Below are 13633 nucleotides of genomic sequence, written 5' to 3'. Positions count from 1 at the left end.
CCAACCCGGCCTCTCCTATTGTGCATCTGCGGCATGAGTCAAGAAACTGGCACTATTTCTGCCCCTTTTCCGCGATCCATTGCAGAATTTCCTGCACAGGGCGGTCAGCGGCCAGCCCATCGCGCGCCGACAGGAAATATCCACGTGCCGAAATCGCATGATGCCCGCGAAGCCGGGTGATCGCGCCAGTGTCCAGAAAGCTGTCCAGCACACCATCCCAGCACAGGCCCACGCCCTGCCCGGCCAGCACCGCATTCACAAGCATCGCATATGAGGTGAAATCCAAAACCCGCGCGCCTTTCGGCATGTCCAGACCCGCGGCACGGAACCAACTCGGCCAATCATGCCACTGGCTGCGCGCGGTCTCCATCGTCAGCAAGGTCATCTTTGACAGATCGTGATCCGCCCCACTCATGCCTCGCTTGTCCAGATAAAGCGGGCTGGCGACAGGAAACACAGCCTCCCCCAGCAGGCGCATCTCATCGCCCTCTTCCGGCAGGCCAAATCGGATCAGAACGTCACCGGGTCGCACGGCCTCACCATACTCTTGGCTCATGATACGAATCGTCACGTCGGGAAAGGCGTCTTCCAGTTCTCCCAGCCGCGGGATCAACCAGAACGCTACAAAACCCGACGGCGCCGTCACCGTTACAACCCGGCCCTTTGCGGCCTGCCTGATCTGTGCAACGGCGCTTTCGATCTGACCAAAGCCACCATGCAGCGCCCGCAGCAAGTCCCTGCCCGCTTGAGTCATTCGTACAGGTTTGCGACCCCGATCGAACAAAGCCACACCCAAATCTGCCTCTAACGCCGCAATCCGGCGCGAGATCGCCGGCTGTGACACATTCAGCTCCTGCGCCGCCGCGGTCAGCGTGCCATGACGGGCAGCCGCATAAAAAGCCGTCAACCCAGAGAACCCCGGAAGTCGCTCCATCTATCATAACTCCAGCGTATAATTAAATTCAGCTTTATCCTATTGCCGAAACACCGCAACCCCTCCTAACTGCCAACAACAGGAAGGAGACTGCGATGACCGAAAAACTCGAAACGCTCGCCACCGTTCTCGGTGATGCCCAAATGCTCAACCAAGCCAGCAATCTGCCGCATGCGCCCTTGGCCATCGACGCAGCCCAGGTTCCGCTGTCCGGCGGCACCGATCCGACCTATGGCGAAGTCCGCTGGCGCACGCTGATCAACGGCACGCCCGACGCCCCCCGCGACATGGTGCTGGGCCTAGCCGAGTTCGAACCCCATGGCCGCCTGCTGCCACACCGCCACGACCCGCCCGAGTTCTACTTTGGCCTCGAGGGCGATGGCATCGTTACCGTCGACGGCGTCCCGCATCGTATCGCCCCTGGCATCGCGATCTACGTCCCCGGCGGCGCCGAACACGGAACCCAGGCCGGAGAACACGGGCTCAAATTCTCATATGGGTTTGCAACGCCAAATTTCGAAGACATCGAATATCGTTTTACCGCTGCGGGTTAAGACAGCAGATGAAAAATCGCGGGCGGGTGTTGTCCCCGCCCCGATGGCTCCGTATCTTGCGCAGGTAGCATTTTGAGCAGGATACCACGATGACCGAGCAAGCGCCCCACCCGATGACCCCGCAGGATTGCCTTGTTGCGATCATGGTGGCGGTTTCCGCATCGGACGAAACCATTCGCACGGCCGAGCTGGTCAAGATCCAGTCCGCCGTCAACATGCTGCCGGTCTTTGCAGACTACGACATCGACCGCATCAACCGTGTCTCGTCGGTGGTGTTCGATCTGTTTGAGCAAGAAGACGGGCTGGATGCCCTGTTTGGCCTGACCCGCGAAAACCTGCCCGAACGGCTCTATGAAACCGCTTATGCTCTAGCTTGCGACGTCGCCGCTGCAGACGGCAACCTGGCAGAAACCGAACTGCGCCTACTGGAAGAAATCCGGTACGAGTTGAACGTCGACCGCCTGCACGCCGCTGCCATCGAACGCGGTGCCCGCGCGCGGCATGTCGTCTGAGTAACCAGACGACATGCCAACAACGGCCTAGGCGGCCTGGTCAAACCGCAGTTCACCGTTGTTCAGGAAACAGAACCGATCAAACACCGACAGATCCAACGGGTTGGGTTGCCGAATGTCCGCGACACCCGGCATTGCCCGCCCGCTCAGGTCAAAGGCTCGGTCGATCTGCGAGATCATGGCGCAGACGTGCCCGCGGTCCCGAACAAACTGCCGCAAGGCCACCATCTGATCGATCAATACCGGGTTGCTTCGCCTTTGATCCAGAAGCTGCAGATAGTCCACAACGATCACAGCTGAGTGTTGCACGTCTCCAAGCCGATCAATGATGTAGTCGGCTGAAACCTGGTCTGATGTATCAAGCAAAAATGACGCTCCCTTGCCAACACCCATGGCCGACAGCTGCTCAGTTACATCGCGTTCACTGTATTCCAGCGTAAAGACATACCCCCGCCGCCTGATCTCGGCCGCCCTGGAGGCCACCTCAAGACCCAGCAACGTCTTGCCCTGCCCGGGCCGCGCACCGATCAGGATCATGTCGCCCGACTTGACCTGACGCAGCACTTCGGTCGCGGGACTGGCCGTCGCACAGGCTGCCGCAAGGTGGCTCCAGCTCTTGAACCCCTCGGACACAGCCACCTGATCCAGCGTCTGATGCAGGGCCTTGCCCTCATGACGCGCCATTTTTTTGGCCTTGCGTTTCAATACGTAAATCGGGGCAGAAATCTGCATCTCTCATCCTCCTCAGTCGAGCGGTTGATGCAATCCCCCCTTATGCGTCAGCTCGAACGAGTTGATGTCAGACGATCGCTCTACATGTCATGTGCTTCCCGAACGGAGGGCGGAGGTCCGAGCAAGACCTGCCCCATCCTGCCGCACCCCGGCTGTAGCCTCAACCCAAATCGGATCAACTGCCGTACAGAGCGCCCCAGCGTTCAATCAGCTTTTGCTGCAACCGCTTTGATCGCCGATTCCACGCCCGCGCCCCTTCGGGCACTTCACGATCGGCCCGCTTGATCCTGGAGCGCTTGGCCGTGTCCGCCGTGAAAATGGCAAAGGCCAGCTCGGTCCCATCGGCCGCCGTCATGAACCCACCCAGCCCCGAGACGAAATTCAGCGTTCCGGTCTTGGCGTCCACCTTGATCGGATGCGACTTCAACACCCGCCCTTTACTGTCGCGCATGGCAAAGGGTTTCAGCAGCGGACGCAGAATGCCCACCTTGTGGACCTGCACCAAGGCCCGCAGCATATCCTGCGGGGTCACGCGCGATGCATCACCCAGACCGGAATGATCCACCAGGCTGGTGCCTGACATCCCGTATTTCGACGCCGCCCAACGGCTCATCTCTTGCGCAGACGCCTTCAGCGAAGATGGCTTGCCGCCACGTGCGACTGTGGCGGACATGCCCACCATTTCCGCCGTCAAATTGGTCGAGTATTTCAACATCCCTTTCAGGATCGTTTGCAAAGGCGCACTTTGGTGAATTGCCAAAACAGTTCCCGCAGGCCGCGAGCGCGTGACCTTGGGGTTCTCAAGCACGATCCCGTTTGCCCGCGCCAGTGTCTGAAACACGTCGCCGGCGTAAAGCGCGGGCTTGCGCACCGGCAACCACCGCGACCCGCCCTTGCCCAGGGCCTGGCTCGCCACTGTCCATTTGTCGATCCGGGGCGTCTCCTCATAGGTGTAGACCGGCAAGCGCCGGCTCTTGACCTGCATCTGCGCCATTGCGACCCGCGGTTTGTACTTGTTGCTGCGGGCATCCATCGCAACAGTGTAACCATTGCCACCACGTTTCCATTCGAAATGGACGCGGTTGAAATTCAACGCGATTCCGGACACCGACGGGCTATAGCCCAAATGATCGGGTTGCTCGGGATCGATGCTGCGCACATAGGGCAGCGACCCGTCATAGACCTTGAATTTGCCGCGTACCTCGCGCACCCCGGCCGCCTTCAGGTTGGCAGCCAACTTGCCCAGAGCATTGGTGTCCAGTGTCGGGTCACCCCCGCCCACCAGCACCAAATCACCCTTGAGCACCCCATTCTTGATGGGCCCGTCCGCAACAACCTGTGTTCGAAAAACATGCCCCGCGCCCAGCACGTCCAAGGCATAAAGCGCCGTCAGCGCTTTGGCGACACTCGCGGGGGGCAGCCCGGTTGTCGACCCCACGGCCTCCAACTGCAGTCCGGTCTTTGCATCTGCCACGGCAAAGGCCACTTCTCCGGACAATCCGGACGCCTTGATGACCGTCTCGGGCCCGCCTTGTGGCGCGGCCCCCAGCCCCCGCAACTGCGGACGCAATGACGTCGCTGGCGCATTGGCAAAACCCGAGGCAGGGACGACACTCGCCCCCAAAGCCCCCAACAGAAAACGTCTCGTAATCAAACCGCTCATAAGTCCATAAAATCGCAGACGATCGTGTCAAACAAGCGGCAGTTTCAAGGTTTTCTCCGTCTGTGCCCCGTGATACCCGCGACACATGCTAAAGGCCGTTCTGATCATGTTTGTTGCGATGTCGCTGATCCCCGCCGGGGACATGGCCGGCAAGCTGTTGACCGGGCCACATGGCGTCTCACCGGCCTTTGTCGCGTGGTCGCGATTTGCCCTTGGCGTCCTGATGATCCTGCCCTTCACCCCCCGCTCTGCCTTTGGGTTGCTCAAAGACCCGCGCATCTGGTTTCGCGCGCTTTTACTTGCAGGCGGCATCTTCTCGATCCAGACCGCTCTGAGAACCGAACCACTGGCCGACGTCTTCGCCGCCTTCTTCATCGGCCCGATCCTCAGCTACGTGCTCTCGGCCTTGCTGCTGCGAGAGCCAACAACGACGATCCGATCCCTGCTGATGCTGACGGGCTTTGCCGGGGTTCTGTTGGTTGTCCGCCCCGGCTTTGGCGGCACAACCGGTCTGGCCTGGGCCCTGCTCGCGGGGTGTTTCTATGGCAGCTTCCTGACCGCCTCCCGCTGGCTGTCGCACCTGGGCTCGCCACTGGCGCTCAGCTTCACACAGCTTTTTGTCTCGGGCTTGGTTCTGATGCCACTTGGGCTGATGCACCTGCCGACACTCACACCCGCCGTCGCCGGGTTCACCACGCTCAGCGCCCTTGGCTCGATGCTGGGCAACCTGCTTTTGCTGGTGGCCTATGCCCGCGCACCGTCAACCAAGCTCGCCCCACTGGTCTATTTCCAACTGATCGCGGCAACCGGGTTGGGATGGGCGGTGTTCCACGACTTCCCCGACGCAATCACTTGGGCCGGACTGGCGCTGGTTCTGCTCTCGGGCCTGGCCTCAGCCGCCCTGCGCCGCTGACCAATCCCCCCGTGCGCGAAGCTCGGTCGAGCTGATGTCGACCATCGGCACGTTCACGAAACACCACGCCGGGGCCTGCGCCCGCCCCAACAGCCGCCGCGCCTGACCATCCAGCCGCGCGCTGGCATAAGCCCTCACCGCCGGCGCCATCCGGGCCGAGATCCGATCGCCCGGCCGTGCCACGACGCCTACGGGCACCGTCTCCATGATCTCGCGCCATTTGCCCCAACGATGCAGCTGCGCCAGGTTATCGGCCCCCATCAGCCAGACAAAGCGCACCCCTGGGTACAATAGGCGCATCTCAGCCAAGGTGTCCGCGGTCACCCGCGTACCTAAATGTGCCTCGATATCCGTAATCTCGACCCTCGGGTCGCCCATCAAAGACCGCGCCGCCGTCATCCGTTGCTCTAAAGGAGCAGGCCCGCGTGATTTCAGCGGATTGCCAGGGCTGACCAGCCACCAGACACGATCCAATCCAAAGGCCTTGATCGCCTCGCGCGTCACATGCACATGCCCCGCATGCGGCGGATCAAACGAGCCGCCCAGCAGACCAATGACCTGCCCGGACCGCGCATATGGCAAAAGATGTCTCATCGCCCCCGTGCTTGGCCCGAGAGATGTGTGTTGTCAATCAACGGTCTGAACCACATCGCCCAATCGAACCTGACCCGGTTGCAAAACGCGCGCACACCACCCGCCATGCCCCCGCACCGCCGAGTACCCGCCCGGCCCAAATGCCTCTTCCATCCGGGAACACGGCGCACAGATCGTAGTGAACTCCAGCACGGCCTCACCAACCTGCACCCGCCGCCCTTTCAAAGCACTCAGGTTGATCCCCTCCACCACCAGATTGCGCCGCAAGACCTCTGGCGGCACCGCATCCCGCCCCAGAAACGATCCAATCGCCGCCAAATGCTCCCGCTGCACCAAAGTCACCGCCCGCTTGCCAGCCCGCGCCCGATCCCCATGACATCCATCCTCGCCAATCCAAACTTCCGAGAGGGCTTCCATCCCCTCTCGCCGCCCAGGCCGCACCCCGATCCAGGTCACCCGCCCCGGCTGAGCCCATCCAGCGATCAGATCTTTCAGCGACATGAGACCCCTCCTCGATTTAACCCATTGTAAACACACGCAGCAAACCGGCGCACAGCTGTGCACGGGTAGTGCACGCATGGTGCACGGGTTGTGCATCGCAGGTTTTGCCCCTTTTGGCACGTTCAGGCCCGTCACGTTTTCTTGGGCCATCACCTCGCGCGCCCCAATCTGGACGATTGCCCCGCCCCCAACGTTCAGCTACACCACCGCCCAACCTGAATTCCCCGATGCAGAGGACGCACCATGGCTGCCTATCAATACGTCTACCACATGCAGGGGGTCTCCAAGACCTATCCCGGTGGCAAAAAATGCTTTGAAAACATTCACCTGTCGTTCCTGCCCGGCGTGAAAATCGGTGTCGTCGGCGTCAACGGCGCGGGTAAATCGACCCTGATGAAGATCATGGCCGGCCTCGACAAAGACTACACCGGTGAAGCCTGGTCCGCCGAGGGCGCCAAAGTCGGCTACCTGCCGCAGGAACCCCAGCTCGACGAGAGCCTGTCCGTGCGCGAAAACGTCATGCTCGGCGTCGCCGAAAAGAAGGCCAAAGTCGACCGTTTCAACGCCATCGCCATCGAGATGGCCGAAAACTACACCGACGAGCTGATGGAGGAGATGACCACCCTTCAGGACGCCATCGACAGCGAAAATCTGTGGGATCTGGACGCCCAGATCGACGTTTCGATGGAGGCGCTGCGCTGTCCTCCCGATGACGCCGACATCAAGAACCTCTCGGGTGGTGAAAAGCGCCGCGTGGCGCTCTGCAAGCTGCTGCTTGAAGCGCCCGACATGCTGCTCCTCGACGAACCTACCAACCACCTGGACGCCGAGACCATCGCCTGGCTGCAGCAGCACCTGATTGATTACAAAGGTACAATCCTGATCGTCACCCACGACCGTTACTTCCTGGACGACATCACGGGATGGATTCTGGAACTCGACCGCGGCAAGGGCATTCCGTACGAGGGCAACTACTCGGCCTGGCTGGAACAGAAAGCCAAACGGTTGGAACAGGAAGCCCGCGAAGACAAATCCAAGCAGAAAACGCTGGAGCGCGAGTTGGAATGGATGCGTCAGGGCGCCAAGGCGCGTCAGGCGAAATCCAAGGCCCGGATCAACGCCTATAACGATCTGGCGCAGCAGTCCGAACGCGAGAAACTCACCCGCGCGCAAATCGTCATCCCCAACGGCCCCCGTCTGGGCGGCAAGGTGATCGAGGTCGACAACATCGCCAAACACTATGGCGACAAACAGCTGGTCGAAGGCCTGTCCTTTGCCCTGCCCCCCGGCGGCATCGTCGGCGTCATCGGCCCCAACGGTGCCGGTAAATCGACCCTGTTCCGCATGCTGACCGGTCAGGAGCAACCCGACGAGGGTTCGGTTACCTATGGCGACACCGTCAAACTGTCCTACGTCGATCAGTCCCGTGATGACCTGAACGACAAAGACACCGTGTGGGAATCCATTTCCGGCGGGGCCGAGATCATCGAGCTTGGGGATGCGCAGGTGAACTCCCGCGCCTATTGCTCGTCATTCAACTTCAAGGGCGGCGACCAGCAGAAACCCCTGAACCTGCTGTCTGGTGGGGAGCGCAACCGCGTCCACATGGCGCGTCTGCTGAAAGAGGGCGGCAACGTGCTGCTGCTCGACGAACCGACCAACGACCTCGACGTCGAAACCCTGCGCGCGTTGGAAGACGCGCTCGTTGATTTCGCCGGCTGCGCCGTGGTCATCTCGCACGACCGTTTCTTCCTCGACCGGATCTGCACGCACATCCTGGCCTTTGAGGGCGACGCGCATGTGGAGTGGTTCGAGGGCAACTTCGAAGACTACGAAGAAGACAAGAAACGCCGTCTGGGGCCGGATGCACTGGAGCCCAAACGGTTGAAGCACAAGAAGTTTGTGCGTTAAGAGTTCCAAGCCCTGCCTCTTGGTAGGGCTTTTTTTGTTTAGAAAGGTATTGTTATGCCGACAGGAAGATCTGTACGTCTCTTCTTAGCGGAGGGAACGCCCACGGGAATTCTGACAGCAGAAATCGTCAATTGGACAGGCCATGTACTCTCCGCGCCGCGCATCCGGCTAGAAACAGCACTAAAACGAAGCGAATTGAAGAAGACGGGAATATACATCCTGTATGGCTCACCTTTCGACGCAGATCTTCCTTTGGTTTACATTGGCGAGGGAGATGACATCTCTACACGCTTATCCAGCCACTCAAGAGACGATGACAAAGATTTTTGGGAACGCTTCATCGCTGTTACCAACAAAGACATGAACCTTACAAAAGCCCATGTGAAATATCTCGAAGGTCGCCTCATTACGTTGTTAAAAGAGGCTAAAAAGTCCCAAGTCACAAATCGAACTGACCCTAGCTTTGATAAGCTACCAGAGGCTGATATCTCCGATATGGAATCGTTTCTTGAGCAACTGAAGCTAGTTTTACCAGTCGTTGGCGTAGATTTTTTCAGGAAGGTCGTTTCCTCCTCCACTACAGGCCTTGCCGCAGATTCCGTTGAAACCCCAACTTTTGCAATTGAGAACAAAAGGAAGGGCATTTCAGCCACTGCAAGGGAAGTCGACGGGGAGTTCGTTGTTCTTGCTGGCTCGACAGGCGACCTCAAGGAAGCTGCATCATTTTCTGAAAGGTTGAAAAACTTGAGGAATCAAAGTCTAGCTGTAGGAAAAATCTCTAAAGTTGGCGAAAATACCTTTAGGCTAATCGAAGACATTGCATTTTCTAGCCCCAGCGCTGCCGCAGTTTTTTTGTTTGGTTCCTCGCGAAATGGGCGAACTACATGGTACGTTCAAGGAAACACGATGAACTACGGAGAATGGAAAGAGGCGCTGTTACAAGACTAAGTCATACTACAGGGCAAGTGATCAACAAGAGACCCGCGCCTTCCCAGGGGGAAGGTCAGACGCGGGTCGTGCCACCTTGTGACACGACCTTTTGGGACAGATCGTTAACGCTCATCCGAGCGGAAACCTGCTAGATCGTAGAACCGAGAAAAGCCCCATCCTCAGAACCCTTTGCTTCGCAACACAAAACCAGCCCATCCACCACAACCCTAGGTGGGCGGTCGCTCGCTGGTGGGTTTAACAAATTTAGCGAAAATGCGCCGAACCTACGGGTTTGCCCCAGTTTGAACACAATTCTAGATAACCTATGATTGTACCATACGGTGAATCGTGCACACTGTACTCAACATGTGTGCCGACATGCGCAGCAGGAGGTAAGCGTTTTGGCTTGGGTTGGTTTGATCTCGGGGTTCTTTGGCGGGCTGTTGGCCGCTGTCCTGGGCTATACCGTCTTTGCCCTGCCGCTGTGGCTGTCGCTGGCGCTTTATCCGCTGGTCGGGTCGCTCGCGCTCTTTGCCACAATCGGCGTGCTTTTGATGCGTGGACGCACCGACCCGCCGCAGCCCCCGGCCGTTCTGACCGCCGAGCTGGAAACCGCCTGAGCGCTCATCCCTAACTCTTTAGCGCCCCCTGACCCATCCTTCGATCTGACCCGCCCGCAGCGCGCCTGCTTGTCGCTTGCGCTCTTTGCCGCGCTCGAACGCCACCATCGTCGGGATGCCCTTGATCCGATAGCGCCCTCCGGTCGATTGGTGCTTTTGCGTGTTTACCTTGACCAGCCGCGCCCGCCCGCTGAGTTTCTTTGCAGCCTTGGAAAACTCGGGCGCCATCATCTTGCACGGGCCACACCACGGCGCCCAGAAATCCACCACCAGCGGCAGATCGTCGTTCTTGCTGGCCTTCTCCAGGATCGCGGGTGAGACCTCAACCGCGTCCGCAGGCACCAGAGCCTTAGAACATTTGCCGCATTTCGCCCCGGCCCGTAGCTTTGCCTCGGGCACGCGGTTGAGTTGCCCGCAGCTCAGGCAGGTGAGTGTCTTGTCGCCCATGGATCAGCCCTCAACCGGGCGCGGCCGCCCTTCCTCGTCGATGGCCACGAACGTGAACACCGCCTCGGTCACCTTTTCCCGATCACCGTAACGGTCACGCAGTACCCAGGCCTCGATCTCTATCCCAAGGGACGTGCGCCCCACCCGCGCCAGATGGCAATAGATGCACAGCACATCGCCCACATGCACAGGCCGGATGAATTTCATCGCGTCCACCGCAACGGTCGCAACCCGCCCATGCGCCTTGTCGCCCGCCATGATCCCTGCGGCGATGTCCATCTGGCTGAGCACCCATCCGCCAAAGATGTCCCCGTTCACATTCACGTCCTTGGGCATGGCAAGGGTCCTGAGGGTCAGGTCACCCTTTGGCTCTGTCCGGTCGGTCATATCTTGCTCCTTCTGCGCTGCGGCACGCACAGTAGACCGGGAAACCCGCCCAACTGCAACGGAGTTCACGAAACCGTAACACGGGTTTCACTGCCGGTGCTTGCCGCCTAGGTCTGGACCATGACACACGCCAGACAGATGATCCTGCCCTTTGTCCTGTTGCTCCTGCTTGCAGGGGTGGCAACAGCCCTGGACCTGCCCAAGATGCTGGGCGCGCACCCCTGGTGGTCGGTCAAGGTGATCTGGATCGGTTTGACCATCGGTTTGGGTATTTTCGCTATCGGAGCCGCGCTCAAGCTCTCGGGGCGCGTCACATCAGTTGGGTTCTCCGTTCTGACGATTGCAAGCTATGCCGTTGCCACGCTTGGGAAAACACGCTTCGCCGCGTCCTATGCCGAGGACGCGATTGCAGGGCAGATGTGGTACTTTGGTTGGATCGCAACCTGCGCCTTTACTGCCGCAGCTTTGCTATCACTTTTCCGATATTGGCAGCAAAACCGTTGACCTGCCCGGTCAGACCTTCAAAATTGGATATACATGAATATTGAATGAGGTCGGTCATGTTTTCACGACGCAGCTTTCTTGCCGCAACTACCGCAGCAGGCGCCCTGCCTCAGGTTGCCTTGTCCCAGAGCGCCGCGGTCTTTGATCCCACGCCGCAAGAGGTTCGGATCAAGAAAGGCTATGAACCCGGTCGGCTGCTGATCCTGCCGCGGTCCTTCTACTTGTATTTCGTGACCGACGATCGCAAGGCGATCCGCTATGGCTGCGGCGTTGGCAAGGCCGGGTTGGAATTCACCGGGACCGCCACGATCGACGTCAAGAAAGAGTGGCCCACCTGGCGCCCGACCCAAGAGATGATCGAGCGCTCGCCCCAGACCTATGCCAAGTTTGCCAACAACAAATATGTGCAGCCCGGCGGCCCGGACAATCCGTTGGGCGCGCGGGCACTCTATCTGTTCCAGAACGGCGTCGACACCTATTTCCGCATTCACGGTACAACTCAGCCTGAAACCATCGGTCAGGCGGCCTCAAATGGGTGCATCCGAATGATGAACGAGCACGTCAAGGATCTGTATACACGAGTGCCCTTGGGAACAGTTGTGACGGTCCTCTGAAGTCGCCGCCTGAAAACCGGTCCGCAGCTTGCTCCGCTGCAATCTTCTGAACGCGTTGCAAAAGATAGTTTTTTCTTGAAACTGGCCCCCAATCGCTCCACATTCTCGGTGCGACGTTACGCTATCGACCCCACTGCTCCTACACCGGCACAGTCTTCGATCTTGCACTGACTTAGCCGGGTTGCCGCATTCCGTGGGCAGCACAAAACAGGAGAATACGACGATGGCAAATGGCACCGTCAAATGGTTCAACACCACCAAAGGCTACGGCTTTATTGCGCCCGAAGGCGGCGGACGGGATGTGTTCGTGCACATTTCGGCTGTTGAGCGCGCCGGCCTGACCGGCCTGGCCGACAACCAGAAAGTCACCTTTGACATCGAGCCCGGCCGTGACGGCCGCGAAGCAGCTGTAAACATCGCAGTTGTTTAAGCTCTGAACTTAAAGGGCGGGTCACTTAATGACCCGTCCTTTACGGACCTGACCAGTCCACATCCACGGCTTCGCGGATCTCCAGCAAGCCGTTGGGCAAGGGCCGCATCAGATTGCGGACAACGCCCTCATCCTCCGACAGCCATGTTTGCACGTCATCGACATGCAGGATGACCCCCATCCGGTGATGAATAGGTTCGACATCTGCATTTGGTTCGCAAGTGACGGCCGCAACTTGCGGGACCTGCAGCCCACCAGGTGCAGTCCAGACATCGGTGATGGCAGCAAAGTACAGCATCTGCCCATCCTTGGCCGACAAACGCCATGGCGTTTTGCGCCGCTTCTCACCGGTCCACTCGTACCAACCATCGACCGGAATGACGGCCCGCCCGACTCCGTCAAAGGCTGATTTATCGAACACGGTTTCCGAACGCGCATTGATGATCGTCTCCATCACCGGACGCCCCCGTGCATTGACCCGACCAACGGGGATCATCCCCCACCGCATGCGGGTCAATCCTTGCATGGTAAGCACTACGATTTCTTGCCCCGGCTGAATATTCTGGCGAGGCGGTTCATCCGTCAGATCGCCCACCGGTTCATCCAACCGTTCAGCAACCTCGGCCATCGGCCTGGTCAGAAAAAATCGTCCTGGCATCCGATCCCCCCTTTTGATGTTGGGGCAAGCCTGACGGATCGCATCACCTTATGGCAAGTCAGTTTGCGGCCTTCGCAAGTTCCAGCACCTGGGGTCCCAATCCTTCGACTATCAAGTTCACACCTTCAGGATTCGGATGAATGCCGTCTGCCTGCATCCATTGCTGCACCGCAGATGGATCGTCGTTCACTGGAAAGCCCTGGAAAAAGCTCTCGGCCAGCAAAACCTCGAACTCGTCCGCCAATTCAATGTAAGCGTTGTCAAACTCCGCTTTGTATTCAGGTCCGTAGTTACCCGGCGCCTGCATACCAACCAGCAGCACCTGCACATCCGCATCGCGCGCAGCAGTCAGGATCGTTGTCAGGTTTTGGCGAACAGCAGCCGGGTCGATCCCGCGGAGCATGTCGTTGCCGCCTAGCGTCACGATCATCGCGTCCACCTCGGGCGTCAGGGTCCAGGCGACGCGCGCGGCCCCGCCGGCGGTTGTATCGCCTGAAACGCCTGCGTTCACCAGTTCTACTTCGACCCCTTGCTTGTCCAACCATTCCTGCATCTGTGGCACAAACCCCTGCCCCTGCGGCAGGCCGTACCCTTGGGTCAGGCTGTCCCCCAAAGCGGCGATCACCACCGGTTCTGCCGTTGCCGGAAAACCGCACAAGACAAAAAGCCCAGCAATCAGAACCTTGCGCATTTCGCAGTACACTCCATATCCCAATGAACAACGAAAAC

General features: G+C 59.3%; 18 protein-coding genes. 9 read left to right on the top strand and 9 right to left on the bottom strand.

Going from position 1 to position 13633, the window contains the following annotated elements; genetic code table 11:
• Positions 1 to 52: 52 nt before the first annotated feature.
• The gene (locus tag TRM7615_RS07195; RefSeq protein WP_108786223.1) at positions 53 to 934 is read right to left on the bottom strand and encodes a LysR family transcriptional regulator; all 882 of its coding nucleotides are present in this window, start codon (positions 932 to 934) and stop codon (positions 53 to 55) included.
• Between the two features lie 95 nt (positions 935 to 1029).
• Between TRM7615_RS07195 and TRM7615_RS07190 the strand changes: the two genes are divergently transcribed.
• Both TRM7615_RS07190 and TRM7615_RS07185 read left to right on the top strand, forming a co-directional pair.
• Positions 1030 to 1488, top strand: coding sequence for a cupin domain-containing protein (locus TRM7615_RS07190; protein ID WP_108786222.1), 459 nt, complete (start codon positions 1030 to 1032; stop codon positions 1486 to 1488).
• Positions 1489 to 1577: 89 nt separating this feature from the next.
• Positions 1578 to 2000: a tellurite resistance TerB family protein gene (locus TRM7615_RS07185; protein ID WP_108786221.1), complete on the top strand. Its 423-nt coding sequence runs from the start codon at positions 1578 to 1580 to the stop codon at positions 1998 to 2000.
• Between the two features lie 27 nt (positions 2001 to 2027).
• On the opposite strand, the gene TRM7615_RS07180 is transcribed toward TRM7615_RS07185, so the two are convergent.
• Together TRM7615_RS07180 and dacB are read right to left on the bottom strand one after the other, a co-directional pair.
• Positions 2028 to 2732, bottom strand: a complete 705-nt coding sequence (locus TRM7615_RS07180; RefSeq protein ID WP_108786220.1) for a DNA helicase — start codon at positions 2730 to 2732, stop codon at positions 2028 to 2030.
• Between the two features lie 175 nt (positions 2733 to 2907).
• A complete protein-coding gene (dacB, locus tag TRM7615_RS07175) occupies positions 2908 to 4395 on the bottom strand; it encodes a D-alanyl-D-alanine carboxypeptidase/D-alanyl-D-alanine endopeptidase (protein ID WP_108786219.1) in 1488 nt (495 codons plus the stop codon).
• An 85-nt stretch (positions 4396 to 4480) separates the two neighbouring features.
• Here dacB and TRM7615_RS07170 point away from each other — a divergent pair, with 85 nt between their 5' ends.
• Entirely contained in the window at positions 4481 to 5308 is an 828-nt protein-coding gene (locus TRM7615_RS07170) for a DMT family transporter (RefSeq protein ID WP_108786218.1), read from the top strand.
• Here TRM7615_RS07170 and TRM7615_RS07165 read toward each other — a convergent pair.
• Both TRM7615_RS07165 and TRM7615_RS07160 read right to left on the bottom strand, forming a co-directional pair.
• Positions 5288 to 5902: a nicotinate-nucleotide adenylyltransferase gene (locus TRM7615_RS07165; RefSeq protein ID WP_108786217.1), complete on the bottom strand. Its 615-nt coding sequence runs from the start codon at positions 5900 to 5902 to the stop codon at positions 5288 to 5290. The two genes, TRM7615_RS07170 and TRM7615_RS07165, sit on opposite strands and share 21 nt — an antisense overlap.
• A 33-nt stretch (positions 5903 to 5935) precedes the next feature.
• Complete coding sequence (locus TRM7615_RS07160; protein WP_108786216.1) at positions 5936 to 6403, bottom strand: MOSC domain-containing protein; 468 nt, start codon at positions 6401 to 6403, stop codon at positions 5936 to 5938.
• Positions 6404 to 6646: 243 nt separating this feature from the next.
• Here TRM7615_RS07160 and ettA point away from each other — a divergent pair, with 243 nt between their 5' ends.
• The 3 genes from ettA to TRM7615_RS07145 all read left to right on the top strand — a co-directional run bounded on the left by ettA (position 6647) and on the right by TRM7615_RS07145 (position 9864).
• Positions 6647 to 8314, top strand: a complete 1668-nt coding sequence (ettA, locus tag TRM7615_RS07155) for an energy-dependent translational throttle protein EttA (RefSeq protein WP_108786215.1) — start codon at positions 6647 to 6649, stop codon at positions 8312 to 8314.
• Positions 8315 to 8368: 54 nt separating this feature from the next.
• Positions 8369 to 9262, top strand: a complete 894-nt coding sequence (locus TRM7615_RS07150; protein WP_108786214.1) for a GIY-YIG nuclease family protein — start codon at positions 8369 to 8371, stop codon at positions 9260 to 9262.
• A 383-nt stretch (positions 9263 to 9645) separates the two neighbouring features.
• The gene (locus TRM7615_RS07145; protein WP_108786213.1) at positions 9646 to 9864 is read left to right on the top strand and encodes a hypothetical protein; all 219 of its coding nucleotides are present in this window, start codon (positions 9646 to 9648) and stop codon (positions 9862 to 9864) included.
• Between the two features lie 18 nt (positions 9865 to 9882).
• On the opposite strand, the gene trxC is transcribed toward TRM7615_RS07145, so the two are convergent.
• Positions 9883 to 10311: a thioredoxin TrxC gene (gene trxC, locus TRM7615_RS07140; protein ID WP_108786212.1), complete on the bottom strand. Its 429-nt coding sequence runs from the start codon at positions 10309 to 10311 to the stop codon at positions 9883 to 9885.
• Between the two features lie 3 nt (positions 10312 to 10314).
• Positions 10315 to 10698 (bottom strand): acyl-CoA thioesterase, encoded by a 384-nt coding sequence (locus TRM7615_RS07135; protein ID WP_108786211.1) that lies wholly within the window; start codon positions 10696 to 10698, stop codon positions 10315 to 10317.
• 120 nt (positions 10699 to 10818) lie between these two features.
• Here TRM7615_RS07135 and TRM7615_RS07130 point away from each other — a divergent pair, with 120 nt between their 5' ends.
• From TRM7615_RS07130 to TRM7615_RS07120, 3 genes are all read left to right on the top strand, one after another.
• The gene (locus tag TRM7615_RS07130) at positions 10819 to 11202 is read left to right on the top strand and encodes a hypothetical protein (RefSeq protein ID WP_125133654.1); all 384 of its coding nucleotides are present in this window, start codon (positions 10819 to 10821) and stop codon (positions 11200 to 11202) included.
• Positions 11203 to 11258: 56 nt separating this feature from the next.
• Complete coding sequence (locus TRM7615_RS07125; RefSeq protein ID WP_108786209.1) at positions 11259 to 11816, top strand: L,D-transpeptidase; 558 nt, start codon at positions 11259 to 11261, stop codon at positions 11814 to 11816.
• A 223-nt stretch (positions 11817 to 12039) separates the two neighbouring features.
• Entirely contained in the window at positions 12040 to 12246 is a 207-nt protein-coding gene (locus TRM7615_RS07120) for a cold-shock protein (protein ID WP_108786208.1), read from the top strand.
• A 40-nt stretch (positions 12247 to 12286) separates the two neighbouring features.
• Here TRM7615_RS07120 and TRM7615_RS07115 read toward each other — a convergent pair whose 3' ends face one another.
• Together TRM7615_RS07115 and TRM7615_RS07110 are read right to left on the bottom strand one after the other, a co-directional pair.
• On the bottom strand, positions 12287 to 12904 hold the full coding sequence (locus tag TRM7615_RS07115) for an SOS response-associated peptidase (RefSeq protein WP_108786207.1): 618 nt from the start codon (positions 12902 to 12904) through the stop codon (positions 12287 to 12289).
• A gap of 58 nt (positions 12905 to 12962) precedes the next feature.
• The gene (locus TRM7615_RS07110; protein ID WP_108786206.1) at positions 12963 to 13595 is read right to left on the bottom strand and encodes an arylesterase; all 633 of its coding nucleotides are present in this window, start codon (positions 13593 to 13595) and stop codon (positions 12963 to 12965) included.
• Between the last annotated feature and the right edge of the window lie 38 nt (positions 13596 to 13633).

The sequence above is a fragment of the Falsiruegeria mediterranea M17 genome, assembly GCF_900302455.1.
GTDB classification, from domain to species: Bacteria; Pseudomonadota; Alphaproteobacteria; order Rhodobacterales; family Rhodobacteraceae; genus Falsiruegeria; species Falsiruegeria mediterranea.
The sequence above is the reverse complement of the archived record's forward strand: the minus strand, read 5'-3'. Positions and strand labels throughout refer to the sequence as shown.

Coding starts and splice junctions, on each gene's coding strand:
- TRM7615_RS07195 (WP_108786223.1), bottom strand. CDS start 934: ATGGAGCGACTTCCGGGGTTCTCTGGGTTGACGGCTTTTTATGCGGCT.
- TRM7615_RS07190 (WP_108786222.1), top strand. CDS start 1,030: ATGACCGAAAAACTCGAAACGCTCGCCACCGTTCTCGGTGATGCCCAA.
- TRM7615_RS07185 (WP_108786221.1), top strand. CDS start 1,578: ATGACCGAGCAAGCGCCCCACCCGATGACCCCGCAGGATTGCCTTGTT.
- TRM7615_RS07180 (WP_108786220.1), bottom strand. CDS start 2,732: ATGCAGATTTCTGCCCCGATTTACGTATTGAAACGCAAGGCCAAAAAA.
- dacB (WP_108786219.1), bottom strand. CDS start 4,395: ATGAGCGGTTTGATTACGAGACGTTTTCTGTTGGGGGCTTTGGGGGCG.
- TRM7615_RS07170 (WP_108786218.1), top strand. CDS start 4,481: ATGCTAAAGGCCGTTCTGATCATGTTTGTTGCGATGTCGCTGATCCCC.
- TRM7615_RS07165 (WP_108786217.1), bottom strand. CDS start 5,902: ATGAGACATCTTTTGCCATATGCGCGGTCCGGGCAGGTCATTGGTCTG.
- TRM7615_RS07160 (WP_108786216.1), bottom strand. CDS start 6,403: ATGTCGCTGAAAGATCTGATCGCTGGATGGGCTCAGCCGGGGCGGGTG.
- ettA (WP_108786215.1), top strand. CDS start 6,647: ATGGCTGCCTATCAATACGTCTACCACATGCAGGGGGTCTCCAAGACC.
- TRM7615_RS07150 (WP_108786214.1), top strand. CDS start 8,369: ATGCCGACAGGAAGATCTGTACGTCTCTTCTTAGCGGAGGGAACGCCC.
- trxC (WP_108786212.1), bottom strand. CDS start 10,311: ATGGGCGACAAGACACTCACCTGCCTGAGCTGCGGGCAACTCAACCGC.
- TRM7615_RS07135 (WP_108786211.1), bottom strand. CDS start 10,698: ATGACCGACCGGACAGAGCCAAAGGGTGACCTGACCCTCAGGACCCTT.
- TRM7615_RS07130 (WP_125133654.1), top strand. CDS start 10,819: ATGACACACGCCAGACAGATGATCCTGCCCTTTGTCCTGTTGCTCCTG.
- TRM7615_RS07125 (WP_108786209.1), top strand. CDS start 11,259: ATGTTTTCACGACGCAGCTTTCTTGCCGCAACTACCGCAGCAGGCGCC.
- TRM7615_RS07120 (WP_108786208.1), top strand. CDS start 12,040: ATGGCAAATGGCACCGTCAAATGGTTCAACACCACCAAAGGCTACGGC.
- TRM7615_RS07115 (WP_108786207.1), bottom strand. CDS start 12,904: ATGCCAGGACGATTTTTTCTGACCAGGCCGATGGCCGAGGTTGCTGAA.
- TRM7615_RS07110 (WP_108786206.1), bottom strand. CDS start 13,595: ATGCGCAAGGTTCTGATTGCTGGGCTTTTTGTCTTGTGCGGTTTTCCG.